This is a genomic window from Streptomyces sp. NBC_00557 (genome assembly GCF_036345995.1).
GTDB lineage: Bacteria > Actinomycetota > Actinomycetes > Streptomycetales > Streptomycetaceae > Streptomyces.
Genome location: NZ_CP107796.1, coordinates 4274534 through 4299337, shown reverse-complemented (window position 1 = coordinate 4299337; position 24804 = coordinate 4274534). Strand labels below are relative to the sequence as shown.

Annotated in this window: 20 protein-coding genes and 5 tRNA genes; 12 read left to right on the top strand and 13 right to left on the bottom strand. The window is 70.8% G+C overall.

Annotation, left to right across the window (positions count from 1 at the left end; translation table 11 throughout):
• Window positions 1–26 precede the first annotated feature (26 nt).
• Window positions 27–791, top strand: coding sequence for an arsenite methyltransferase (gene arsM, locus OG956_RS18470; protein ID WP_330339067.1), 765 nt, complete (start codon window positions 27–29; stop codon window positions 789–791).
• Between the two features lie 61 nt (window positions 792–852).
• Here the strand turns inward: arsM and OG956_RS18465 are convergent, their stop codons facing one another.
• The 6 genes from OG956_RS18465 to OG956_RS18440 form a co-directional block, all read right to left on the bottom strand.
• Window positions 853–1794 carry an LppY/LpqO family protein gene (locus OG956_RS18465; RefSeq protein WP_330339066.1) on the bottom strand — a complete coding sequence of 314 codons (942 nt, stop codon included), beginning with the start codon at window positions 1792–1794 and terminating at the stop codon, window positions 853–855.
• A 218-nt stretch (window positions 1795–2012) separates the two neighbouring features.
• Window positions 2013–2085, bottom strand: a tRNA-Lys gene (locus OG956_RS18460).
• A gap of 99 nt (window positions 2086–2184) precedes the next feature.
• Window positions 2185–3693 (bottom strand): amino acid permease, encoded by a 1509-nt coding sequence (locus OG956_RS18455; protein WP_330339065.1) that lies wholly within the window; start codon window positions 3691–3693, stop codon window positions 2185–2187.
• A 114-nt stretch (window positions 3694–3807) separates the two neighbouring features.
• Window positions 3808–6030: a DEAD/DEAH box helicase gene (locus OG956_RS18450; RefSeq protein WP_330339064.1), complete on the bottom strand. Its 2223-nt coding sequence runs from the start codon at window positions 6028–6030 to the stop codon at window positions 3808–3810.
• Between the two features lie 239 nt (window positions 6031–6269).
• Complete coding sequence (locus OG956_RS18445) at window positions 6270–6791, bottom strand: hypothetical protein (protein WP_330339063.1); 522 nt, start codon at window positions 6789–6791, stop codon at window positions 6270–6272.
• An 86-nt stretch (window positions 6792–6877) separates the two neighbouring features.
• Window positions 6878–7228: a metallopeptidase family protein gene (locus tag OG956_RS18440; protein WP_330339062.1), complete on the bottom strand. Its 351-nt coding sequence runs from the start codon at window positions 7226–7228 to the stop codon at window positions 6878–6880.
• A 115-nt stretch (window positions 7229–7343) separates the two neighbouring features.
• Here OG956_RS18440 and OG956_RS18435 point away from each other — a divergent pair, with 115 nt between their 5' ends.
• The 6 genes from OG956_RS18435 (at window position 7344) to OG956_RS18410 (ending at window position 10848) form a co-directional block, all read left to right on the top strand.
• Complete coding sequence (locus OG956_RS18435) at window positions 7344–8909, top strand: metallophosphoesterase family protein (RefSeq protein ID WP_330339061.1); 1566 nt, start codon at window positions 7344–7346, stop codon at window positions 8907–8909.
• Window positions 8910–8990: 81 nt separating this feature from the next.
• Window positions 8991–9063: transfer RNA gene (locus OG956_RS18430), tRNA-Glu, on the top strand.
• Between the two features lie 36 nt (window positions 9064–9099).
• Window positions 9100–9174, top strand: a tRNA-Asp gene (locus OG956_RS18425).
• 24 nt (window positions 9175–9198) lie between these two features.
• A tRNA-Phe gene (locus tag OG956_RS18420) sits at window positions 9199–9272 on the top strand.
• Between the two features lie 203 nt (window positions 9273–9475).
• On the top strand, window positions 9476–10300 hold the full coding sequence (locus tag OG956_RS18415) for a glycosyltransferase family 2 protein (protein ID WP_330339060.1): 825 nt from the start codon (window positions 9476–9478) through the stop codon (window positions 10298–10300).
• Window positions 10301–10509: 209 nt separating this feature from the next.
• On the top strand, window positions 10510–10848 hold the full coding sequence (locus tag OG956_RS18410) for a hypothetical protein (RefSeq protein WP_330339059.1): 339 nt from the start codon (window positions 10510–10512) through the stop codon (window positions 10846–10848).
• Here OG956_RS18410 and OG956_RS18405 read toward each other — a convergent pair.
• Entirely contained in the window at window positions 10845–11864 is a 1020-nt protein-coding gene (locus OG956_RS18405; RefSeq protein WP_330339058.1) for an ABC transporter permease, read from the bottom strand. The genes OG956_RS18410 and OG956_RS18405 overlap by 4 nt on opposite strands.
• 90 nt (window positions 11865–11954) lie before the next feature.
• On the opposite strand from OG956_RS18405, the gene hrpA reads away from it, so the two are divergent.
• From hrpA to OG956_RS18390, 3 genes are all read left to right on the top strand, one after another.
• Window positions 11955–15911, top strand: a complete 3957-nt coding sequence (gene hrpA / locus OG956_RS18400) for an ATP-dependent RNA helicase HrpA (protein ID WP_330339057.1) — start codon at window positions 11955–11957, stop codon at window positions 15909–15911.
• 96 nt (window positions 15912–16007) lie between these two features.
• Window positions 16008–16082 (top strand) — tRNA-Asp (locus tag OG956_RS18395).
• Between the two features lie 333 nt (window positions 16083–16415).
• Window positions 16416–16607, top strand: coding sequence for a DUF6274 family protein (locus OG956_RS18390; RefSeq protein WP_330339056.1), 192 nt, complete (start codon window positions 16416–16418; stop codon window positions 16605–16607).
• A 462-nt stretch (window positions 16608–17069) separates the two neighbouring features.
• On the opposite strand, the gene bldC is transcribed toward OG956_RS18390, so the two are convergent.
• On the bottom strand, window positions 17070–17276 hold the full coding sequence (gene bldC, locus OG956_RS18385) for a developmental transcriptional regulator BldC (RefSeq protein ID WP_003949541.1): 207 nt from the start codon (window positions 17274–17276) through the stop codon (window positions 17070–17072).
• A 539-nt stretch (window positions 17277–17815) separates the two neighbouring features.
• Window positions 17816–18658 carry a hypothetical protein gene (locus OG956_RS18380; RefSeq protein WP_330339055.1) on the bottom strand — a complete coding sequence of 281 codons (843 nt, stop codon included), beginning with the start codon at window positions 18656–18658 and terminating at the stop codon, window positions 17816–17818.
• Between the two features lie 243 nt (window positions 18659–18901).
• Here OG956_RS18380 and OG956_RS18375 point away from each other — a divergent pair, with 243 nt between their 5' ends.
• Both OG956_RS18375 and OG956_RS18370 read left to right on the top strand, forming a co-directional pair.
• Window positions 18902–20008 carry a Leu/Phe/Val dehydrogenase gene (locus OG956_RS18375; protein WP_330339054.1) on the top strand — a complete coding sequence of 369 codons (1107 nt, stop codon included), beginning with the start codon at window positions 18902–18904 and terminating at the stop codon, window positions 20006–20008.
• Between the two features lie 290 nt (window positions 20009–20298).
• Window positions 20299–20559: a DUF3073 domain-containing protein gene (locus tag OG956_RS18370; RefSeq protein ID WP_330339053.1), complete on the top strand. Its 261-nt coding sequence runs from the start codon at window positions 20299–20301 to the stop codon at window positions 20557–20559.
• Between the two features lie 78 nt (window positions 20560–20637).
• Here the strand turns inward: OG956_RS18370 and purM are convergent, their stop codons facing one another.
• The 4 genes from purM to OG956_RS18350 form a co-directional block, all read right to left on the bottom strand.
• Window positions 20638–21705: a phosphoribosylformylglycinamidine cyclo-ligase gene (gene purM, locus OG956_RS18365; RefSeq protein ID WP_330339052.1), complete on the bottom strand. Its 1068-nt coding sequence runs from the start codon at window positions 21703–21705 to the stop codon at window positions 20638–20640.
• Window positions 21706–21740: 35 nt separating this feature from the next.
• Entirely contained in the window at window positions 21741–23270 is a 1530-nt protein-coding gene (gene purF, locus OG956_RS18360) for an amidophosphoribosyltransferase (protein WP_330339051.1), read from the bottom strand.
• Between the two features lie 191 nt (window positions 23271–23461).
• Window positions 23462–23899 carry an META domain-containing protein gene (locus OG956_RS18355; protein ID WP_330339050.1) on the bottom strand — a complete coding sequence of 146 codons (438 nt, stop codon included), beginning with the start codon at window positions 23897–23899 and terminating at the stop codon, window positions 23462–23464.
• Between the two features lie 100 nt (window positions 23900–23999).
• The gene (locus OG956_RS18350) at window positions 24000–24797 is read right to left on the bottom strand and encodes a maleylpyruvate isomerase family mycothiol-dependent enzyme (protein ID WP_330339049.1); all 798 of its coding nucleotides are present in this window, start codon (window positions 24795–24797) and stop codon (window positions 24000–24002) included.
• Window positions 24798–24804: the final 7 nt, after the last annotated feature.

The window sequence follows — 24804 nt, the reverse complement described above, 5'->3', positions numbered from 1 at the left end:
TCAATACAGGCCGTAGGAGTGAAGAGATGAGCGAGCAGTCCACCGATCTGCGGGAGACCGTCCGCCGGCGGTACGCAGCCGCGGCCGTCAAGGTCAGCGAGGGCGGCACCGCCTGCTGCGGCCCCGAACCCGTCGAGGTCGACGAGAACTTCGGCTCCACCCTCTACGCCGCCGAGGAGCGCGACGCTCTGCCCGCCGAGGCCGTCGCCGCCTCCCTGGGCTGCGGCAACCCCACCGCGGTGGCCGAACTCCGCGAAGGGGAGCGGGTGCTGGACCTCGGCTCCGGCGGCGGCATCGACGTGCTGCTCTCGGCGCGCCGCGTGGGGCCGGCGGGGAAGGCGTACGGCTTGGACATGACCGAGGAGATGCTGGCCCTGGCACTGGCCAACGCCGCGAGGGCGGGCGCGACGAACGTGGAGTTCCTCAAAGGCGCCATCGAGGCGATCCCGCTGCCCGCGAACACCGTCGACGTGGTCATCTCCAACTGCGTGATCAACCTGTCCGTCGACAAGCCCGCCGTCTTCGCCGAGACCTTCCGGGTGCTGCGGCCGGGCGGCCGTATCGGCGTCTCGGACGTCGTCGCCGACGACGCCCTCACCCCCGAACAGCGGGCGCTGCGCGGCGACTACGTGGGCTGCATCGCCGGGGCCCTGTCCTTCGCCGAGTACCGGGCGGGCCTGGAGGCCGCCGGCTTCACCGGCATCACCGTCACCCCGACCCACGAGGTCGCCGACGGCATGCACTCGGCGATCGTCCGCGCCGTCAAGCCGCCGGCCGCGGGGCAGCCTTAGCCGAGCCGAGCCGAGCCGCGCCGCCCCGGCCAGGCGCGCGGCGTGTGGATCCGCGCCCCGGTCAGCCGCGCGGGGCGTGGATCCGGTCGAGGCCCGCGCGGAGGCCGTGGGCGAGCGTGGTGGCGTCGCCGGTCTTCCAGAAGTGCAGATAGAACAGGCGCGGCTGCTCGTACAGCAGGTGGTTGTGCAGCTCGATGACGGTCACGCCGTGCGCCCGCAGGGCGCGGACCACGGGGTTGACCTGGCCGGCGGTCATGGTGAAGTCGCCGTTGACCGCCGCCCGGCCGCCGCCCAGCGGCTGGAACATCAGCAGCGTCGAGGCTTCCATGAGGTACGGCAGCGTGGTTCCGGCGCGGGTGTCCGCGACGGGCCGGGAGACCGGGACGTGGTACTGGAGCACGCCGTTCTCGTTCTCGCCCTTCGTGCCGATGACGCGGTCCAGCCCGGCGACGTCAAGGGCGATCGGCCGCTCGGCGCCGGTCTTCCGGCTCAGCGGGATGCCGGTCGTGGCGAGGGCGCCGTGCACGGTGCGGGCGATCCGCACGGCGTCGCCCAGTGCCCAGTAGTGCAGCCACCACAGGCGCGGGGTCTCGCCCTGGAGGTGCTTGTGCAGCGCGGTGACCTCCACCCCGCCCCGCTGGAGGCGGTCGACGACCGTGCCCACCTCGCCGTCGGTGAGGGTGACCTCCCCGATCAGCAGCGTCCGGCCGTCGCCGACCGGATGGAAGGACGCCTCGGCGTTCAGCTCCATGGCCGGGTTCTCGGTCACCCCGGCGTTGACCACGTGCAGGTCGGTGCGCAGCCACTCGGCGGTGTGCACGTCCTGGGCCTCGGTGGTCAGCGGCTGCCCGATCGCACGGCCCACGGCGTTCCAGTCGGTGCCGGGCGGCCGGCCGGAGGCGGAACCCAGGGTGAGCGCGAGGGCGGTGGCGAGAGTCGCGGCTCCGGCGGCGACGGCGGCGACGGTGGTGGCGGGGCGTCGGAACGGCTTCCGGTGCACCATGGCAGGCCTCCTGGTCGTGCATCGGGTCACCCGGGGACGGAGGTCACTCGACGGGGGGACTCCCTTCCCAGAGCACCACGCAGCGGCCCGCGGCGCGCGCCGGAATCCGGTCCCCGTCCCCCGCGCGCGAGGTCCCGCACACACGGCAGCGCCCGGACCGGCCGAAGCCGGCCCGGGCGCTGCCGGGCAGTGAGAGGGCGGCCCCTCTCCCGCGTCCGTAGGCCCTGTGGGACTCGAACCCACAACCAATGGATTAAAAGTCCACTGCTCTGCCAATTGAGCTAAGGGCCCAGGCGATGTTGCCTGTCCGAGCATAGCCGGACGAGGCCGTGTCTCCGATCGGGTATCGGTGACACGGCCGCGTCGGGAGGGGACCAAGGCTCCGGATGGTCACTTTTCGACCAGGTTCGGGGCGGGGGCCCGGTCGGCGGTGAGGAACCAGTGGCGGGCCGAGACCAGCCACCAGGTCGCCGCGAAGCCGAGGACGACCAGGACGGCGACCGGGGCGTAGTTGAAGGTCTTCCAGGTGACCGGGGACACCTGGGGGAGCATGAAGAGGATCGTGATGACGGCGACCCAGGTCACCGAGACGACCCCGATCAGGCCCGACCAGCGGCCCAGGTGCCACGGTCCGCGCTCGAAGGCGGCGCCCTTGCGGACCCGCAGGAAGGTCGGGACGACGTACGCGATGTAGAGGCCGATGACGGCGATCGACGTCACGGCGGCGTACGCCGTCGAGTTGATCAGGTACGGAAAGCCGAGGGCCAGGGCGGCCAGCGCGGCCAGCCAGACCGCCGCCACCGGGGTGCGGGTGCGCGGGCTGACCGTGTGCCAGACACGGGAGAAGGGCAGCGCGCCGTCGCGGGAAAAGGCGTAGATCATGCGGCTGTTGGCGGTCACCGACGCCATGCCGCAGAAGAGCTGGGCGCCGATCACGACCAGGAGCAGCAGCTTGCCCGAGGTCGCTCCCAGCGCGTCCAGGAGGATCTGGGCCGGGGGTGCGCCGGTCGGGGAGGTCAGTTCCTTGTCGTACGACTGGATGGCGAACGTGAAGCCCAGCAGCAGCACGAAGCCGGCGATCCACGACGTCCAGATGGAGCGGACGATGCCCTTCGGGCCCGCCGTGGACGCGTCGTGGGTCTCCTCGGTCATGTGGGCGGAGGCGTCGTAGCCGGTGAACGTGTACTGGGCCATCAGCAGGCCGAGGAGCACGACGTAGGCGCCGCTGTGCCAGCCCGTCTCGTTGACGAACCTGGTGAACACGAACGCCGCCGACTGGTGGCGGTCGGGGACGAAGGCCAGCGCGCCGACGATCACCGCCACGCCGAGCACGTGCCACCACACGCTCACGTCGTTCAGGAACGCGACGATCCGGACGCCGAAGGTGTTCAGCAGGCCGTGCAGGATCAGGATGGCCGCGAAGAGGAGCACCGTGCGGCCCGGGGTCACCTCGAAGCCGAACTGCAGGTTCAGGTACGCGCCGAGGAAGGAGGCCGCGCCGAAGTCGATGCCGGCGGTCACCGCGACCTGGCCCAGCACGTTGAACCAGCCGGTGAACCAGGCCCAGGCCGCCGCCGAGCGCGGAGGCGCCAGGCGGTGGGCCCAGAAGTACAGGCCCGCCGAGGTGGGGTACGCCGAGCAGATTTCGGCCATCGACAGGCCGACGAACAGGGTCATCAGGCCGACCGCCACCCAGCCCCAGGTGATCACTGCCGGGCCGCCGGTGGTCATGCCGAAGAGGTAGAGGGTGAGACAGCCGGACAGCACCGAGATGATCGTGAAGGAGACGGCGTAGTTCGAGAACGCCGACATCCTGCGGGCGAGGACCTGGGTGTAACCGAGCTGGGCCAGCCGTTCCTCGTCCGACAGGCCACTCACTCGCACGTCATCATCTGTCATGCCCCCAGCAATTCCCCTGCCGGTGGCGCGACATGCGTCACGCGGTGGCGAAAAAGGGCCCGTACGACCGGAGTCGCACGGGCCCTTGCCGGGTCACGCGGATGTCACTCGGCGTCAGCCGTTGCGCTTCCAGCGCGGCTTGTCCTCGCGGCGGCCGAAGGAGCCGTTGCCACGGTGGTCGTCACGGCGGCCGTAGGGACGCTCGTGGCCGCCGGTGGGGCTGCCCCCGCTCGACGGACGGCGGGAGTGCGGGAGGAAGCCCGGGCGGTCGTCGCGACGGTCGCGGTTGAACGGCCGGTCGCTGCCCCGGTGACCACCGCGCTCGTCCCGGCGGAAGCCGCCGCGCTCGCCGCGGTCCCGGTCGAAGGAACGGCCACCGCGGTCGTCCCGGCGGTCGCGGTCGAACGGACGGCGCTCGTCCCGGCGCTCGAAGCCACGGTCGCCCCGGTCCTCGCGGCGCTCGAAGGAACGGCCACCGCGGTCGTCGCGGCGGTCGCGGTCGAACGGACGGCGCTCGTCCCGGCGGTCACTCCGGTCGTCGCGGCGCTCGAAGCCGCCGCGCTCGCCACGGTCCCGGTCGAAGGAACGGCCACCCCGGTCGTCGCGGCGGTCACGGTCGAACGGGCGACGGTCGTCACGGCGCTCGAAGCCGCGGCCACCACGCTCGTCGCGACGGTCACCCCGGTCCTCACGGCGCTCGAAACCCCGCTCGCCACGGTCGGCCCGGTCCCGGTCGAAGCCGCGCCGCTCCCGGCGCTCGTACGGCGCCGGGGCCGCCGGACGCTCCTCGCGCGCGGTCTCCCGCTCGGCCGTCTGCTCGGCGGCCGCGAGTTCCTCGGCGGCCGTCGCCTGCGCCTCGGCCACGGCGGCCTCCGGGTCCTCGCCGCGCTCGCGGGCGACCCGGGCGACCAGCCGGTCGGCCTCCTCGCGCAGTTCGGCGGCACGGCGCTGGGCGCGCTCCAGCTGCTTGGTGAGCTGGGCGACCTCGCGCTCGGCCTGCTGGGCGGCGTTCGCGGCGGACTCGGCCTGGACCTCGGTCATGGAGCGGGCGCCGGTGATCTCGGCGACCTCCGGGTCGAAGGCGGCGCCGCCCTGGATGATGTGGCGGGCCGCGTCGACGCCGGCGTCCTCCATCAGGCGGAAGATCTGGCGCCGCTGGTGCGGCAGGGAGAGCGAGACGACGGTGCCGGTGCGGCCCGCACGGGCGGTACGGCCGGCGCGGTGCAGGTAGTCCTTGTGGTCGCCGGCCGGGTCCACGTTCAGGACCAGGTCGATGCCGTCGACGTGGATGCCGCGGGCGGCGACGTCGGTGGCGACCAGGACGTTGACGTACCCGTCCTTGAAGTCGGCCAGGGTGCGGGTGCGGGCGCCCTGGGTCATGCCGCCGTGCAGCGCGTCGGCCTTCACGCCGGCCTCGCGCAGCTGCTCGGCGACGCGGTCGGCGCCCAGCTGGGTGCGGACGAAGATGATCGTGCGGCCCTTGCGGGAGGCGATCGCGGCGGTGACCGGCGCCTTGTCCTTGGGCTTCACGATGAGGATGTGGTGCGACATGGTCGTCACCGCGCCCTGGGCCGCGTCCACCTCGTGCGAGACCGGCTCGTTCAGGTAGCGGTCGACCAGGGTCTTGATCTCGTTCTCCATGGTGGCGGAGAAGAGCATGCGCTGGCCGTCGGCCGGAACCTGGTCGAGCAGCTCGGTGACCTCGGGCAGGAAGCCCAGGTCGGACATCTGGTCGGCCTCGTCGAGCACGGCGATCTGCACGTCCTCGAGCGAGCAGGCGCCGCGGTTGATGATGTCGCGCAGCCGGCCCGGGGTGGCGACGAGGATGTCGACGCCGCGCTCCAGGGCGTAGATCTGGTTGCCCATGGAGGTGCCGCCGCAGACGACCTTCATCTTCAGGCCGAGGACGTCGCCGTACGGCTGGAGGGCGTCGGCGACCTGCATGGCCAGCTCGCGGGTCGGGGTGAGGATGACGGCGCGGGGCCGCTTCTTCTCGGTGCGGCCGCCGGCCAGCCGGGCCAGGGTCGGCAGGCCGAAGGAGAGGGTCTTGCCGGAGCCGGTGCGGCCCCGGCCGAGGATGTCCTTGCCGGCCAGGGCGTCCGGGATGGTCGCGGCCTGGATGGGGAAGGGGGTGGTCACGCCGTTCTGCGCGAGCTTGCGCACGACGCCCTCGGGCAGGCCGAGGTCGGCGAAGGTGGTCTGGGGGGTCTGGTTCTGGGGGGTGTCAGCGGCCTCGGGGGCCTCGGTGATCTCGGACGTCGCGTCGGCGAGGTCGCCCTCGAACTCGGCGAGCTCGTTCTCGGACACGACGAACTGATCAGTACTGGACACGGACATGCGAATGCGAAACCTTCCGGAGTCTCTTCGGCACGCGCCCGTCAACTCCGTGATTCGCTCACGACCGCCTCAATGCGGTCCGCCACGGCAAAGGAGAGTACGCGCCACACGGCGCGCTCTGTGTTGGCGCCGGGCAAATGGGATCAAACGATCTGCCACCATACGCACTCACCACCCCCGAAGGCAAACTGCGCCCGTCCCCGCAGGTCAGGCCCCGCCCCGCACACCGTTCCCCGCGCTCACACCGCCGCCCCCGCCGCGGGCTCCGGTGCCGGTTCGCGCTCGACGAGCTGCGACCCCGGCCCCTCGTGCGCCGAGGAGGACGGCTCGGCCGACGGCGGCGCGGAGGTCACCGGTGGCGGGGTCGAGGCCGGCGGCGCGGGCGGGGCTGAGGTGGCCGGCGGGGTCGGCGGCGCCTTGGTCGGCGCGGGGTCGCCGGGCCGGACGGTCGTGCCCGGCTTCGCCGGTGCCGCGGTCGCGCTCTTCTCGCCGGACGGGGTGGCCGAGGGGGAGGCCGAGTCCCCGTCCCGCTTCGCCTTGCGGTCGTGCCCGTGCTTGTCGTCGCCCGCCTTGCCGTCGTGCCCGCCGAAGCCGCCGGCGCCTTCGACCGGGCCGCCGTCGGGCGCCTCGCCGCCGTGCCGGCCGGCCGAGTGCGCGGGCCTGGCCCGGCCCGCGTCGTCACCCACGTTCACACAGCCGGCGGCCGCGGCGAGGGTCAGCGCCGTGACGGTGAGCCGGACGGGTACGGACAAGGGGCGCACGGCGGCCACCTCCGGAGGCGAGAGGAGAAGTCAACCTCCCCAACTCCCGCCGCCCACAAGAGGACACGCGCCGCGCCGTATCGGGCTCATCCGTAGCCGAGGGAGTGCAGCCGGGCGTCGTCGATGCCGAAGTGGTGGGCGATCTCGTGCACGACGGTCACCTCGGTCTCCGCGACGACGTCCTCCCTGCTGTCGCACATCCGCAAGGTCGGCCCGCGATAGATGGTGATCCGGTCCGGCAGCACCCCCGCGTACCACTCGCCCCGGTCGGTCAGGGGGGTGCCCTCGTACAGGCCGAGCAGCTCGGGATCGTCGGCGGGCGGTTCGTCCTCCACGAACACCGCCACGTTGTCCATGAGCCGCATCAGCTCCGGCGGGATCCGGTCGAGCGCCTCGGCGACCAGTTCCTCGAACTCCTCGCGCGTCATCTCCAGCACATGGTCATTGTCCGGTACCGGGCGCCGTACGAGACCGGTGCGGCACCGCATATCCGCCCCCGCACCCGGGCATACGGCCCCAATGGTCCGCGTCCCCGTCACAGTGTTCCGCAGGATGACGACCCGTCTGCGCCACCTCACGGCGACCCGCCTGCTCCCCGCCTTCCGCCGCACCCACCGCACCCGCCCGCTCCCCGCCCTGGAGCTCGCCGCGCGTCCCCACCCGTGGCTCCGCGCCCTCGGGCTGACGGCGGTCGTGCTGGTCGGCGCCTGGCTGGGGCTGCTGATCGTCGGGAACGTACGGGCCCCGGTCGGTCCCATGAACACGACGATGGCGCTGCGCCCGTCCCTGGCCGGCGGCACGAAGATCAACGTCTCCCCGCTGGGCGCGCTGAGCCTGGACACCCATGTGGCGCCCGTCCGCCTGGACGTGAACGTGGACCAGCTCGACCCGCTGCGCTCCCAGGCCCTGGTCGACCATCCCGAGCGGATCTCCGGCCTCCAGGACGAGATCGCCCAGGACGTCGAGCACGGCACGCTGGACCTGGCGGTGCGCTCCTGTGCCGCGGTGGTCGCCGGAGCCACCGCCCTCGGCCTCGCCGTCTACCGCAGGCCCCGCCGGGCCCTGGCCGCCGGCGGCCTGGCACTGGCCCTGCTGGCCGCGTCGGGGGCGAGCGCGTACGCCACGTGGAACCCGAAGTCGGTGCTGGAGCCGAGGTTCTCCGGGCTGCTCAGCTCGGCGCCGGCGGTGGTCGGCAACGCGCGCAGCATCGTCACCGACTTCGACGTCTACCAGAAGGAGCTGGCCCGCCTGGTGACGAACGTGACGAAGCTCTACGACGTCACCTCCACGCTCCCGGCCTACCAGCCGGACCCCTCCACCATCCGGGTCCTGCACGTCTCCGACATCCACCTCAACCCGGCGAGCTGGAAGATCATCGCCTCGCTGGTGGAGCAGTACAAGGTGAACGTGATCGTCGACTCCGGCGACACGATGGATCACGGTACGGCGGCGGAGAACGGCTTCCTGGACCCGATCCGGGGTCTGGGCGTGCCGTACGTCTGGGTGCGGGGCAATCACGACTCCCGGACCACCCAGCGCTATCTGGAGCGGATGAAGAACGTGCACGTCCTGGACGACGGCCGGGCGGAGACCGTGGCAGGCCTGCGGTTCGCGGGAATCGGCGACCCGCAGTTCACCCCGGACCGCTCGGTGGCGCCCGGCGGGAACGCGGCCGAGCAGCTGGCGGGCGACCGGCTGGCCAGCGCCCTGCGCGACCAGCGGGCGGGCGGCACCCCGGTCGACGTCGCGATCGCCCACGAGCCGTCCGCGGCCCGTGAGACGGACGGCGAGGTGCCGCTGGTGCTGTGCGGCCATCTGCACCACGAAGGGGACGAGATGCTGCGGTACGGCACCCGGCTGCGTATGGAGGGCTCCACGGGCGGCAGCGGACTGCGCGCGGTGGAGCACCAGTACCCCGCTCCCGTCGAGGCCTCGATCCTCTACTTCGACCGCGACAGCCACCGTCTGCAGGCCTGGGACGCGATCAAACTGGGCGGGCTCGGAGAGACGACGGCCGAGGTCAGCCGCCATCTGGCGGACGAGAACCGCCCGAAGGCCGGATCATCCCCGGGCACCCCGTCCCCCTCCTCCCCGACCGCGTCGACCCCCTCGCCCTAAACCGTTTTGGCGATACTCCCCGCCATCCCATATGCTTCTCACGTCCCCGACGCGCTGACGAAGCGCCCAGGCGGGCCGATAGCCCTCATCGTCTAGCGGCCTAGGACGCCGCCCTTTCAAGGCGGTAGCACGGGTTCGAATCCCGTTGGGGGCACGCAATACCGTGTGCGACACTGTTGCATGCACGCTGGGTCCTGTGGAGCAGTTTGGAGTGCTCGCCACCCTGTCAAGGTGGAGGCCGCGGGTTCAAATCCCGTCAGGACCGCTGGTGTTTCACGTGAAACACCGTGGCTGGGTAGCTCAGTTGGTACGAGCGTCCGCCTGAAAAGCGGAAGGTCGCCGGTTCGACCCCGGCCCCAGCCACCGCCGTCCTATCAGGGCGTACGGCCCCACCGAAGATCTTCGGTGGGGCCGTTTCAGTGTCGGTTACGCCAACCGGTACGCCCCGTGCTCCGCGTGAGGAAGGTTTCGTACTCCACCGCCGGTCAGGCTGTCGAGGTGACTGACATACCGCTGCCCGCGGACCGCGTGGAACTCCGTTACGTCACACCTTTGAGGCGATGGTCATGACGCGAATCATCAGTGTGGTAACACCCGTCTACGACGGAGGGGAGGGATACCTGCTCGACGCCTACGAGTCTCTCCAGGCTGAGCGTGACCGTCTCCCCGATGGATGGGACGTTCAGTGGCTCGTCCAGGAAGACGGGACCACGGGCAGGCCACTCAACGCCCTCCCAAACGAGTCCTGGATCTCGCCCGGAACGGGGAGCAAGGGCGGTGCCGGGGCGGCCCGCACGCTGGCCCTGTCGCGAGCAACCGGCGAGCTGGTACGCACACTGGACGCAGACGACTTGATCGCACCCGGGGGCTTGGTCCGGGACATCGCCGCGATGGAAGATCACCCGGAGATGGGATGGTGCGTCTCCGCAGGGCTGGACCTGCTGCCGGACGGCTCCACGGTCGCGGGACCCTATGACCCCCCGGAAGGTCCCCTCACTTACGAGACGCTGCTGGCCGCGTTCGATGAGGACCGCTTTCCCGTCATGGGGCAGCAGCTGACCGCGCGAACGCCGCTGCTGCTTTCGGTCGGGGCGTGGCCGCCGCTCCCCGCTTGGGAGACGGTCGCTGTCGTTCTTCTCTGCGCTGCCGCATCCGACGGGTGGATGATCGAAGCTCCTGGCGGCTTTTATCGCAAGCATGCTGCTCAATCGACCGCGCAACCGGGGTACGTCGGCATCACTGACGCGGATCAGCTCCGAGTCGTCGTCAGAGCGCAGGCGGAAGCCCTGCACGCCACCGGCTGGCGGTGGCCGGCGGGCGGTTCTGTTCCAGGTCAGCCCCGGGCCGTCCCTGGGCCGTCCGGGGACGTCGCATCCGCCAAGGCGTTGTAGTGCAGGTCGTACTCGGGTACGACGGTGTACGTCGACGTGCAGGTGACCGTGGTCCCGGACGTGCACGTGGTCTCGCTGGGCGAGTGGGACGCCTACCACCCGGCACCCCGGCCCCCTATGATCGGGCGACGCCCCGCCGGGACGCGGCCTGAAAAGGTGCGCGGCCTTCGTCGTACGGGGCATGGTCGTACTGGTCTGTGGGGGGATCCGTGGCGGACGACACCGAGGTGGAGAAGACGCGGGCGCGGTACGGACTGCTCGCTGTCATCGTCAGCAATCTCGCGATCGCCGGTGTCGCGATGTTCGGTGTGTGGCGGCTCGACGGGGACGAGTCGGTGATCGTCGGCATCCTGACCGCCGCGTTCACCGCCGTGAGCAGCATGACGACCGCCTATCTGGGCATCAAGGCCGTCGCCAACACGGCGAAGTCGATCGGCCTGAGGGACGCGACGGCCTCTCGCCCCGCCGACCCTGGCTCCCCCGCGGCGCCCGCTCAGCACACCGGCCCGGCTCCCGCCACGGCGCCCGCTCAGCGCACCGGTTCCTAGGACGGCGTGGGCGGCTCCTCCGGGCGGCCGCCGGGGTGGCGGTGCCGCCAGGTCAGGAACACCGTGCAGGAGACGACCGTCCAGCCCGCCAGTACCAGGAAGGGAAAGGCGTGCTGGTGGCCGCGGAAGTACACCGCGGTGTGCTGGGCGTTCACCGAGGCGCCGGGCGGCAGCCAGCGGCCGATGGCGCCGAGCGCGGACGGCAGCAGCGGCCAGGAGACCGCGCCGCCGGACGACGGGTTGCCGAGCAGCACCATCAGCGCCCAGGTCGGCAGCATGGCCCACCGTCCGACCAGGGTGTTGAACATCGTGAACACCATGCCCGCGGTGAGCATCGTCAGGGCGAGGATCGCCCACGACTCCGCGAACGGCAGCTTCAGCGCCCCCAGCCACCAGTCGACCACCGCGGCGATCGTGAACCCGCCGAGCAGGGCGTAGGCGACGATGTAGGCGATGCGCTCCAGGGGGTTCAGCGCCCGGGCGTGCACGCTGAGCTGGATGGCGCCGACGAATCCGACGATCCCGGCGGCGAGCGAGATGTAGAAGATCGCGAGTCCTCTCGGATCGCCCCGCTGCAGTGGCTTGAGGTCGCGGACCAGCACGGTGGTGCCGGTGGCCTTGCCCACCTTCGCCCCGGCCTCCGCGAGCACCTGCGCGACCGTCGCGCCGGACGCGCCGGACACGTCCAGGACGATCGACCGGCCGCCGGCGGGGGCATCGACGACCGCGAACACCTTCTGCTGGTCGACCGCGCCGACGGCGTCCCGCCTGCTGCCGTACGGATGGAGCTTCAGGGAGGCATGCAGGGCCTGCTCCATGCCCCCGATGAAGCGCCGGGCCGCCGGCGCGTCGTAGGCGCCGGTCACCGCCGCGGGGATGCTGTGCGGGGTCGGGTTGGCCATGGCGTAGGTGTACGAGCCCGCGAAGAGGCCCGCCGCGGCGGCGATGAGCAGGAGGAGGACCGTCGCGGGGAGGAAGGGGGACCGTTTGAAGGCCGTCCAGCGCGAATCGGACATACCGGCTACTTTGGCAGCTCGGCAGGCGGCTGGCGCTCCGAGTCAAATGGTTCGCGTGTTTTTCGGCCGGGGTGAGATCCTGGGTCGCGTATGTCTACGCACCCAGCCCCCGCTCTCGGCACCCTCGCCCCCCGTCTGACCGAGCTGTCGCTGCGCGACGCGCACCGGCTCGGCCGGCGGCTCGAGGGCGCGCGCAAGATCCGTAAGCCGGAGGCCCGCGCCGCCGTCCTCGCCGAGATCGAGGCGGAGGTCGGCAAGGCCGAGGCCCGCATGGCCGAGCGGCGCGCCCGCGTGCCCGCCGTCGGCTACCCGGAGCAGCTGCCGGTCAGCCAGAAGAAGGACGAGATCGCGGCCGCCATCCGCGATCACCAGGTCGTCATCGTGGCCGGTGAGACCGGCTCCGGCAAGACCACGCAGATCCCGAAGATCTGTCTGGAGCTGGGCCGCGGCGTGCGCGGCATGATCGGGCACACCCAGCCCCGGCGCATCGCCGCCCGGACCGTCGCCGAGCGCGTGGCGGAGGAGCTGAAGACGCCCCTCGGCGAGGCCGTCGGCTGGAAGGTGCGGTTCACCGACCAGGTGAACCCGGACGCCACCTTCATCAAGCTGATGACGGACGGCATCCTGCTCGCCGAGATCCAGACCGACCGCGAGCTGCGCGCCTACGACACGATCATCATCGACGAGGCCCACGAGCGGTCCCTCAACATCGACTTCCTGCTCGGCTACCTGGCCCAGCTGCTGCCGAAGCGGCCGGACCTGAAGGTCGTCATCACCTCGGCGACCATCGACCCCGAGCGGTTCTCCCGGCACTTCGGCGACGCCCCGATCATCGAGGTCAGCGGCCGGACCTACCCGGTCGAGGTGCGCTACCGGCCGCTGCTGGAGGAGGACTCCGAGGACGCCGACCGCGACCAGATCACCGCGATCTGCGACGCCGTCGAGGAACTCCAGGCCGAAGGCCCCGGCGACATCCTCGTCTTCCTCTCCGGGGAGCGCGAGATCCGGGACACCGCGGATGCCCTGGAGAAGAAGAAGTACCGGTTCACGGAGATCCTTCCGCTGTACGCCCGGCTCTCGCACGCCGAGCAGCACCGGGTGTTCCAGCCGCACACCGGGCGCAGGATCGTGCTGGCCACGAATGTCGCCGAGACGTCCCTGACGGTGCCCGGCATCAAGTACGTCATCGACCCCGGCTTCGCCCGGATCAGCCGCTACAGCCACCGCACCAAGGTCCAGCGGCTGCCCATCGAGCCGATCTCGCAGGCCAGCGCCAACCAGCGCAAGGGCCGCTGCGGCCGTACGAGCGACGGCATCTGCATCCGCCTGTACTCCGAGGAGGACTTCCTCGCCCGCCCGGAGTTCACGGACGCCGAGATCCTGCGGACGAACCTGGCCTCCGTCATCCTGCAGATGACCGCGGCCGGCCTCGGCGACATCGAGAAGTTCCCCTTCATCGACCCGCCGGACCACCGCAACATCCGCGACGGCGTGCAGCTGCTGCAGGAGCTGGGCGCGCTGGACCCGGCGCAGAAGGACCCGCGCAAGCGCCTCACCGAGACCGGCCGCAAGCTGGCCCAGCTGCCCGTCGACCCGCGTCTGGCCCGGATGGTCCTGGAGGCCGACAAGAACGGCTGCGTCCGCGAGGTCATGGTCATCGCGGCGGCCCTGTCCATCCAGGACCCGCGCGAGCGTCCGGCCGACAGGCAGACCCAGGCCGACCAGCAGCACGCCCGCTTCAAGGACGAGACCAGCGACTTCCTCGCCTACCTCAACCTGTGGCGGTACATCCGCGAGCAGCAGAAGGAGCGGGGCTCCAGCTCGTTCCGCCGGATGTGCAAGCAGGAGTACCTGAACTTCCTGCGCATCCGCGAATGGCAGGACATCTACACCCAGCTGCGCACGGTCGCCAAGCAGATGGGCATGCACCTCGAGGAGCCTTCGGCGGGTACTGACGCCCCCGCCGACCGCATCCACGTCTCGCTGCTCGCCGGCCTCCTGTCCCACATCGGGATGAAGGACGTACGCGACGGCAGCAAGAACGAGTACCTGGGCGCCCGCAACGCCAAGTTCGCGATCTTCCCGGGTTCGGCGCTGTTCAAGAAGCAGCCGAAGTTCGTGATGTCGGCCGAGCTGGTGGAGACCTCCCGGCTCTGGGCGCGGGTCAACGCGAAGATCGAGCCGGAGTGGGTCGAACCGCTCGCCGGGCATCTACTGAAGCGGACGTACAGCGAGCCGCACTGGGAGAAGGACCAGGCGGCCGTGATGGCGTACGAGAAGGTCACGCTGTACGGCGTCCCGATCATCGCCCAGCGCAAGGTGAACTACGGCCGGATCGACCCCGAGGTCAGCCGCGAGCTGTTCATCCGCAACGCGCTGGTCGAGGGCGACTGGCGTACGCACCACAAGTTCTTCGCCGACAACCGCAGGCTGCTGAGCGAGGTCGAGGAGCTGGAGCACCGGGCGCGGCGCCGGGACATCGTGGTCGACGACGAGACGCTGTTCGACTTCTACGACCAGCGGGTGCCCGGACACGTCGTGTCCGGCGCGCACTTCGACTCCTGGTGGAAGCGCAAGCGGCAGGAGCAGCCGGACTTCCTGGACTTCGAGCGGGAGATGCTCATCCGGGAGTCGGCGGAGGCGGTCACCAAGGCCGACTACCCGGACACCTGGCGGCAGGGCAACCTGAAGTTCCGGGTCACCTACCAGTTCGAGCCGGGCGCGGACGCCGACGGCGTGACCGTCCACATCCCGCTCCAGGTGCTCAACCAGGTCACGGACGAGGGCTTCGACTGGCAGATCCCGGGCCTGCGCGAGGAGGTCGTGACGGAGCTGATCCGCTCCCTCCCCAAGCCGATCCGCCGCAACTACGTCCCCGCGCCGAACTACGCGAAGGCGTTCCTGGAGAAGGCGGTGCCCCTCCAGGAGCCGCTGACGGTGACGATGGCCCGCGAGCTGAAGCGGATGGTCGGCGTGCCGTTCGAGGCCGACGACTTCGACTGGTCCAAGGTCCCCGACCATCTGAAGATCACCTTCCGGATCGTCGACGAGCGACGCCGGAAGCTGGCCGAGGACAAGGACCTTCAGGCCCTGAAGCTGCGCCTGAAGCCGAAGGCCCGCAAGGCCCTCTCCCAGGCAGCGGCGGCGACCGCGTCCCGCGAGGGCGGCGAGTCCCTGGAGCGCACGGGCCTGACCGACTGGACGATCGGCACGCTCACCCGTGTCTTCGAGACCCGCCGCGCCGGCCAGCCGGTCAAGGCCTACCCGGCCCTGGTCGACGACGGCGACACGGTCTCGGTCCGCCTCTTCGACACGGAGGCCGAGCAGGCCGAGGCGATGTGGAAGGGCACCCGGCGGCTGATCCTGCGCAACATCCCGGTGAACCCGGCGAAGTTCGCGTCCGAGAAGCTGACGAACGCCCAGAAGCTGGCGCTGTCCGCGAACCCGCACGGCTCGATCCAGGCCCTCTTCGACGACTGCGCGATGGCGGCGGCCGACAAGCTGATCGCGGACTTCGGCGGCCCGGCGTGGGACGAGGAGTCGTACCGCAAGCTGTACGACAGGGTGCGCGCGGAGATCGTCGACACGACGGTCCGTACGGTCGCCCAGGTGCAGCAGGTGCTGGCCGCGTGGCAGGCCTGTGAGCGCCGTCTGAAGGCCGTGCAGAGCCCGGCGCTGCTGGCGAACCTGACGGACGTCCGCAAGCAGCTGGACGCCCTGGTGAAGCCGGGGTTCGTCACGTGGGCCGGCATACGGCGCCTCCCCGACCTGATGCGCTACCTGGTGGCGGCGGACCGGCGTCTGCAGCAGATGCCGACGAACGTCCAGCGGGACACCACGCGTATGGAGAAGGTCCACGAGATGCAGGACGAGTACGCCTGGCTCCTGGAGCAGCTCCCCCAGGGCCGTCCGGTGCCGCAGCAGGTCCTGGACATCCGCTGGATGATCGAGGAGCTGAGGGTCAGTTACTTCGCCCACGCCCTCGGCACCGCGTACCCCGTCTCCGACAAGCGGATCGTGAAGGCGATCGACTCGGCAGTGCCGTGACAGCACACGCACAGGGAGTGAGTTCGACCAGGCGGCCTCGCCTCCTGTACAGTCTCTTCTCGCAGCGCAGTGCACAACCAAAGCGCCGCGAAACCTGGTCCTGTGGAGCAGTTTGGAGTGCTCGCCACCCTGTCAAGGTGGAGGCCGCGGGTTCAAATCCCGTCAGGACCGCAGAAACGACTGAGGCCCGCACCCGAAAGGGATGCGGGCCTCAGTCATACACCCATCACCGCCCCGCCTCACCCGGAGGCCGCGCCCGCGGCGAAGCCGCGATCAAGCGCTGCGCGTCCCTTCAGGGCCGCAGAGCGGGCTCGCGGCCGTCAAGGGTGCATGGCCGCCCCACCGGCCCTCGTCGCCCTGCCACGGCGCTCCGGGGCGGTGGAGCCCCCTGAAGCCGCCCTCTCTTCGCCTCCGCCGCAGGCGCTCGGCACCTTGACGGCGTCACATTCCGTCGGTACCCAGAAGACAGGGCCCGTTCCCCTGTGCGGTCCGCGGAGGTGGGGTATGGCGGCATCGGTCAGGCACGAGACGCGGGCGCTGCTCAGGGCGCATCTGTCGGCCGCGTCGTCCTACCGGCATCTCACCCGCCACTGTCCCATCTGCCATCACCTCCTGCGGCTGGCGATGGACGCCGGCTCGCGGGACCTCGAGGCGAGCGACGAGGAAGCCGAGGACGAACGTCCCCGCACCGCCTGACCCCGTCCGAGCCCCAACACCCGTGCAGGCGTGGGACGCTGGCACGGCACCGCTCCTTTAGCGCACTCGTGCCGCCGGCAACAACAGCCGAGCCATGTGACGGGAGTCACCGCATGAGTTTCCGAAAGGGCGGTACTTACCCCGGTCCTACAACGGGTCAATTTAATATGTGCAATTGCACTGCTCTCAGGGCTGCCCCACAGCCGTTCCGACACCCCCGCCCAGACTCCGACAAGGCCGCGCACACGTACGGCACTCGCACCCCGGCCGCGCACAAAAAAGATCGCGCTGGACCCGGCGGAGTCCAGCGCGATCGACGACGCACCCTGTGTCGCTGCCTACAACGTTCTCTTCGGCTTGGGCGAGGGCCCTGTTGGGGCAGGTCCCGCGTCGCTTGGAGCTAGGGTTCCGGGCGCCTCGGCGGGTTGGGGGACCAGCCGTATTGCCCGGTTATGCGGTTGTTCAGGCCTCGCTGCGCTGCTGCGGGATACCCGCGAGCAGAGCGCGGACCTCGGCCTCGCGGTAGCGGCGGTGCCCGCCGAGCGTACGGATGGACGTGAGCTTGCCGGCCTTCGCCCACCGCGTGACCGTCTTGGGGTCGACGCGGAACATCGTGGCGACCTCAGCCGGGGTCAGCAGCGGCTCGGCATCAGGGGTGCGAGCGGTCATGAGCGGCCTCCTCGGGAGAACCGAACCTTCTCGGTTCTTTCCTCTAAATTCTGCACCTTGACCCGCGTTGCCCGAAATGGCGGACGCGAGTCGAGTCGGTTATAGGACGAACGGCTTGTCCTCGGCACTACAACTACACCATCTGTCCAGCCGCGTCGGCCAAACCGATGGAATTGCCCTCCCAGGTGTCCATCAGCGACGGAAGCCGATGGACCATGCCATAGCGGACAGTCACGCCACTGTGACGATCAGTCACAGGACGATCAGGAGTCACGAGACCCCCCAAAGCGTGCAATGCTGAGAATCCGCCCACATTGGAGCACAGTTGGGCGAACGGAGTCCTCCCCGGACTCCTTGTCCTATTTTGGCATGAGGGGCGGCACTTAGGGCAAGGCTCTTGTAAGTGCTGTCCATCACCCTTGAGACAAAAGTCCAGATCGGGACCATCGTCCCGTGAGCGGGTCAAGTGGCCTAGACCGTACGCTGTTCGACGCCGTTCGAGCCGTGACCTACGTCACTCTCGCCGCGATCCGGGAACCTCAGTTCGCCGAGCGCCGGTCCCGCACCGCGCGCCACCGCTCCACGAGCCGCGCGTAGGCCTCCCCGGCCGCCGCCCCGTCGCCCCGGCGCAGCGCGTCGATGCCCTCGGCCACGTCCGCGGCCGAGTGGTCGCCCTCCAGCTCACCGGCCGGCAGCACATGCACCAGGCCGCCGTAGTCCAGCTCCACCAGCGAGCGCGGATGGAACTCCTCCAGCCAGCGCCCGACGTCCACGAGACCGTCGATCAGCGGCCCCTCCTCCACGGTGTCCCGCAGCGTGCGCAGCGCCCGCGCCACCCGGCGCCGGGCCTGCACCATGGGCGTGCGGTAGCGCAGCAGCGGCGGCACGTCGGCGGTGCCCTTCTCGTACTGCCGCTCCCCGTCGGAGACCAGCACGAACCAGTTCAGCGGCACCTGCCAGGTCGCCGTGCGGATCCACGGGCGGGCGTCGGGGTTGCGGGCCAGCCAGCGCTCGTAGTCCTGGGCGGCCTGGCGCCGTACGACCGGGGGCAGCACGGCGTCCAGGACGGGTGCCGGCAGCTCCTCGGCCAGCTCGCCGAGCGCCTGCCAGCCGCGCAGCCGGGTCCGCCAGGGGCACACGCAGACCACGCCGTCGACCTCCGCCACGAAGGCGTCGCTGCTCTCGTGCACGGGCACCGCGACCGGCGGGGTGGGCAGCAAGTCGGCGAGGGAGCGGCGCAGTTCGTCCTGGTAGGTGGGGCGGTCGGGGCGGCGGGCGTAGCGCGCCCAGTGGTCGCGCTCCGGCTCGGGGAAGGCGCCCAGCGGCTCGTACACGCGCAGGTACGCGGCATAGGGGACGACCACGGAGGACACCTTCGGCACGCCTGCTCCCTCCCCATCGGGTCCGCCTCGAAACCACTGCAAATCGTCCCACGGTCATGCGTGCGGAAGCGGCACGGGAGAGTGATCCTGAACACTGCACGGATGGTGGTCGCACCAAGGCTCTACGCTCATGTCTGCGGCCCACCGGCCGCGCATGGCACCCCGCCACCCTCCCCCACCACCAGTGGGGGTGCCCCCAGGGGTCCACCCCACAACGTCGCTCTTTACACAGGAGTCACCACAGTGACCGACGTAATTGGCGCACCTGCCGATGTCCTGCACACCCTGTTCCACTCGGACCAGGGAGGCCACGAGCAGGTCGTGCTCTGCCAGGACCGCGCCACCGGCCTGAAGGCCGTGATCGCCATCCACTCCACCGCCCTGGGCCCGGCCCTCGGCGGCACGCGCTTCTACCCGTACGCGACCGAGGCCGAGGCGGTCGCCGACGCCCTCAACCTCGCGCGCGGCATGTCGTACAAGAACGCCATGGCCGGTCTCGACCACGGCGGCGGCAAGGCCGTGATCATCGGCGACCCGGAGCGCGACAAGACCGAGGAGCTGCTGCTCGCCTACGGCCGCATGGTCGCCTCGCTCGGCGGGCGCTACGTCACCGCCTGCGACGTCGGCACGTACGTCGCCGACATGGACGTCGTGGCCCGCGAGTGCCGCTGGACCACCGGCCGCTCCCCCGAGAACGGCGGCGCCGGCGACTCCTCCGTCCTCACCGCCTTCGGCGTCTACCAGGGCATGCGCGCCTCCGCCCAGCACCTGTGGGGCGACCCCTCGCTGCGCGACCGCAAGGTCGGCATCGCCGGCGTCGGCAAGGTCGGCCGTCACCTGGTCGGGCACCTGCGCGACGAGGGCGCCGAGGTCGTGATCACCGATGTGCGCAAGGACGCCGTCCAGCGGATCCTCGAACAGTACCCCGCGGGCGTGACGGCGGTCGCCGGCACCGAGGACCTGATCCGGCTCGAGGGGCTCGACATCTACGCGCCCTGCGCGCTCGGCGGCGCCCTGAACGACGACTCCGTCCCGGTGCTGACCGCCAGAGTGGTGTGCGGCGCGGCCAACAACCAGCTCGCCCACCCCGGTGTGGAGAAGGACCTCGCCGACCGGGGGATCCTCTACGCGCCGGACTACGTGGTGAACGCGGGCGGTGTCATCCAGGTCGCCGACGAGCTGCACGGGTTCGACTTCGACCGGTGCAGGGCGAAGGCCGCGAAGATCTTCGACACCACGCTCGCAATCTTCGCACGTGCGAAGGATGACGGGATTCCGCCGGCCGCCGCGGCCGACCGGATCGCCGAGCAGCGGATGGCCGAGGCGCGCTCCGGGCACGCTCCGCAGTGATCCGGTCGCACAGGTGAGCGGTACCCGTCGGCGGGAACTTGGAGAGAACTCTCACTTCCACCGGCGGGTCGTTCCCCGATAAGTGGTTAAAATCGCCACTGACCAGCGAGGACAGGGCGCCTCGACGGTCCTGCGCACACGCGCGTGCTGCGGGCGACGTACCGTATGGGCGCGGGCTCAGGTACCGTGGAAGCCCTACGGACCGGCCTCTCCATGGAGAGTCCGTTCCAGATCATGAACGCGTGTCAGACTCTGGGGCCGTCGAGCCCCGTCGTTGAGGGGGTCGAGCCATGGGGCGCGGCCGGGCCAAGGCCAAGCAGACGAAGGTCGCCCGCCAGCTGAAGTACAACAGCGGTGGGACGGACCTCTCACGCCTGGCCGAGGAGCTGGGCGCATCGACGTCGCCGTCGAACCAGTCGCCGAACGGTGACCGCTTCGAGGACGCCGATGAGCATGACGACGACGACCTGTACCGTCGGTACGCCGACCTCTACGAGGACGACGACGAGGATGAGGACGAGAGTCCTCACCAGCACCGTCGCGGCGCTTGACCTTGCATTGACCAGTCCGGTCGGTGGCACTGCCACCGACCGGTTTCTGTGCTGTCGGCACGGTCGCCGGCCGCGGGATCAGGCGGCGTAGTCTCCGACCAGCTCCGCGCCGGTCTCCTTCGCGCCCCGGTCGGTGATCTCGCCGGCCACCCAGGCGTCGACTCCGCGGTCGGCCAGGGTCGCGAGGGCGACGTCGGCGGACTCCGCGGGGACGATCGCCATCATGCCGACGCCCATGTTCAGGGTCTTCTCCAGCTCGAGGCGCTCGACGTTCCCGGTCCTGCCGACCAGGTCGAAGATGGCGCCCGGGGTCCAGGTGGAGCGGTCGACGACGGCGTGCAGCGCGTCGGGGATCACGCGGGCCAGGTTGGCCGCGAGTCCGCCGCCGGTGATGTGGCTGAACGCGTGCACATCGGTGGTGCGGGTCAGCGCCAGGCAGTCCAGCGAGTAGATCTTCGTGGGCTCCAGCAGCTCCTCGCCGAGGGTGCGGCCGAGCTCGGCGACCTCGGACTCCAGGGCCAGGCCGGCCGTGTTCAGCAGGACGTGGCGGACCAGGGAGTACCCGTTGGAGTGAAGCCCGGAGGACGCCATGGCGATCACCGCGTCGCCCGAGCGGATGCGGTCCGCGCCGAGCAGCCGGTCGGCCTCCACGACGCCCGTACCGGCCCCGGCGACGTCGAAGTCGTCCTCGCCCAGCAGACCGGGGTGTTCGGCCGTCTCGCCGCCCACCAGGGCGCATCCGGCGAGCACACAGCCCTCCGCGATGCCCTTCACGATGGCCGCGACGCGCTCGGGATGGACCTTGCCGACGCAGATGTAGTCGGTCATGAACAGCGGCTCGGCGCCGCACACCACGATGTCGTCCATGACCATGGCGACCAGGTCGTGGCCGATCGTGTCGTAGACACCCATGCGGCGCGCGACGTCGACCTTCGTGCCGACGCCGTCGGTGGCGGAGGCGAGCAGCGGGCGCTCGTAGCGCTTGAGGGCGGAGGCGTCGAAGAGTCCGGCGAAGCCGCCGAGACCGCCGAGGACCTCGGGGCGCCGGGTCTTCTTCACCCACTCCTTCATCAGCTCGACCGCGCGGTCGCCCGCCTCGATGTCGACGCCCGCCGCTGCGTAGCTGGCACCAGTTGTCTCAGACATGACTGTGAGAGCTTTCGTGTCGTACTGCAGGGGTGTTACGGGCGACGGATCGCGTCGGCCGCGGCCGTGGCGGCGGGACCGGCCGCCAGCTCGGTCTCCAGCAGCTGCTTGCCGAGCAGCTCCGGGTCCGGCAGCTCCATCGGGTACTCGCCGTCGAAGCAGGCGCGGCACAGGTTCGGCTTGGCGATGGTGGTCGCCTCGATCATGCCGTCGATGGAGATGTAGGCGAGCGAGTCGGCGCCGAGCGAGGTGCCGATCTCCTCGATGGTCATGCCGTTGGCGATCAGTTCCGCGCGGGTGGCGAAGTCGATGCCGAAGAAGCAGGGCCACTTCACGGGCGGCGAGGAGATCCGGATGTGGACCTCGGCGGCGCCGGCCTCGCGCAGCATGCGGACCAGGGCCCGCTGGGTGTTGCCGCGCACGATCGAGTCGTCGACGACGACCAGGCGCTTGCCCTTGATGACTTCCTTCAGCGGGTTCAGCTTCAGGCGGATGCCGAGCTGGCGGATGGTCTGCGAGGGCTGGATGAAGGTCCGGCCGACGTAGGCGTTCTTCACCAGGCCCGCGCCGAAGGGGATGCCGGAGGCCTCCGCGTAGCCGATGGCGGCCGGGGTGCCCGACTCCGGGGTCGCTATGACCAGGTCGGCCTCGACCGGGGCCTCCTTGGCGAGCCGGCGGCCCATCTCCACGCGGGAGAGGTACACGTTCCGGCCGGCGATGTCGGTGTCCGGGCGGGCCAGGTACACGTACTCGAAGACACAGCCCTTGGGCTTCGCTTCCGCGAATCGGGAGCTGCGCAGGCCGTTCTCGTCGATGGCGACGAACTCGCCCGGCTCGATCTCGCGGACGAAACTGGCGCCCACGATGTCCAGGGCGGCGGTCTCGGAGGCGACCACCCAGCCGCGCTCCAGCCGGCCGAGCACCAGCGGGCGGATGCCCTGCGGGTCACGGGCGGTGTAGAGGGTGTGCTCGTCCATGAAGACGAGCGAGAAGGCGCCCCGCACCTTGGGAAGGACCTGGTGGGCCGCCTCCTCGATGGTGAGCGGCTTGCCGTCCTCGTCGACCTGGGCGGCGAGCAGTGCCGTCAGCAGGTCGGTGTCGTTGGTGGCCGCGACCCGGGTGGAGCGGCTGTTGTTGTCGTTCGGCAGGTCGGCGACCATCTCGGCGAGCTGCGCCGTGTTGACCAGGTTGCCGTTGTGGCCGAGCGCGATCGAGCCGTGCGCGGTGGCGCGGAACGTCGGCTGGGCGTTCTCCCACACGGAGGCGCCGGTGGTCGAGTAGCGGGCGTGACCGACCGCGATGTGACCCTGGAGCGAGCCGAGCGAGGTCTCGTCGAAGACCTGGGAGACCAGGCCCATGTCCTTGAAGACGAGGATCTGGGAGCCGTTGCTGACCGCGATTCCCGCGGATTCCTGACCCCGGTGCTGGAGGGCGTAGAGCCCGAAGTACGTGAGCTTTGCGACCTCTTCACCCGGAGCCCAGACACCGAAGACGCCGCAAGCGTCCTGGGGGCCCTTCTCGCCGGGAAGCAGATCGTGATTGAGTCGACCGTCACCACGTGGCACGCCACCGAGTGTAGGCGAGGTCGACCACTGGTCCGAATTGGGGATCCGTGCCGACGACGGCTCGCGCCCGTCGATCACCTTGTGGGTTTCCGCGTTCGCGCTGGTCAGCGAGGTGCTTCAGGCGCAGCCGGTGGACCGGCGGGCGGCGCCGGGCGGGCCGGGCGCCGGGTGCGCACGTGAGGTGTCGCACATCATCCGGGCGCGTTGCCGCTGAGGTGGATGCGGTCGCCGTCGCCGTCCGTGAGCGTGAGTTTCCCGTGGTCCGTCCTGGCGGTGAGCGTGCCGGTGGTGAGGGCGCGCGCGAGGGCGCGTTCGAAGTCCATCCGCTCCGGGCCGCAGGCCATCCTGGTGGTGCGCAGATCGCCGAGGGTGATGCGGTCGCCGTGGACGGTGGCCCGCGCGCTGAACTGGTTGCAGCCGAGGTTGCCGGCCGCCTTGCCGTCCGTGTCGATGCGCAGGCGTGCGGAGGCGGGCGCGTGCCGGGTCGTACCGCCGACGGTGAGGCTGTCGACCCGCCAGTTGATGCCGGTCACGGACTGCTGGACGGTCACCGCACCACTGTCCGCCTTCCCGCTGCCGCACGCCAGCGTGAGCGCGGCGAGCACGGTGGCCGCCGGCGCGAGGATCATGCGTTGCTTGTACCGGTTCATGCTGATTCGACGGCCGACCGGTCCCGCGGGTTCCGCTCAGGCGGTTCCGCGCGGATGCTGCCGCTGGGATGGTTTCCGCTCACGCCATCAGCGGCAGCAGCCCCCCGATGTCCGCGCGCTCCCCGCTCGCGCTCACCTTGGCCTCCTCCAGGGCCTCCTTCCAGCCCAGGCGGCCGGTGGCGAGCCGGATCCAGGTCAGCGGGTCGGTCTCCACGACGTTCGGCGGGGTTCCCCGGGTGTGCCGGGGCCCCTCGACGCACTGCACCACCGCGTACGGCGGCACCCGCACCTCGGTGGAGCCGCCGGGCGCCTTCACGGCGAGCGCGTCGGCGAGCAGCCGGGTGGCGGCGGCCAGGGCCTGGCGGTCGTACGGCACCTCGAGGCCCGGGACGGCGGCGTTCAGGTCGTCGGTGTGGACGACCAGCTCGACGGTACGGGTGACCAGGTAGTCGTCCAGGGACATGGAACCGGCACTCGTCCCGAGAATCCGGCTGCCGGGGTGCTCGTCGAGGAGGGCACGCAGGGACTGCCCGACGTCCGCGAGATAGGCGTCGAGGTCGGCGTGCTCGGCGGCGAGGCGCCGGGTGAACTCGTCGATGGCGGCGGAGTTGGCCGCGGTGGCGAAGGGCCAGTCGAGCAGCACGGCGTCCGCCTTCGGCGGCTCCGGCAGATCGAGCGCCCGGTGAATCGCGGTCAGCGCCATGCCGATGTGCACGACGAGGTCGCGTACGGTCCACCCGCCGAGCCGCGTGGTCCGGGCGAGCTGCTCGGGACCGAGACGCCGCACGGCCTCTCGCACGTTCAGGAACTGGGCGAAGACGGCTGCCCGGGTTCTGGCGGGGTCGTAGCTGCGGGCGCGCTTGGTGGCCGGTGGCATGGGGGTG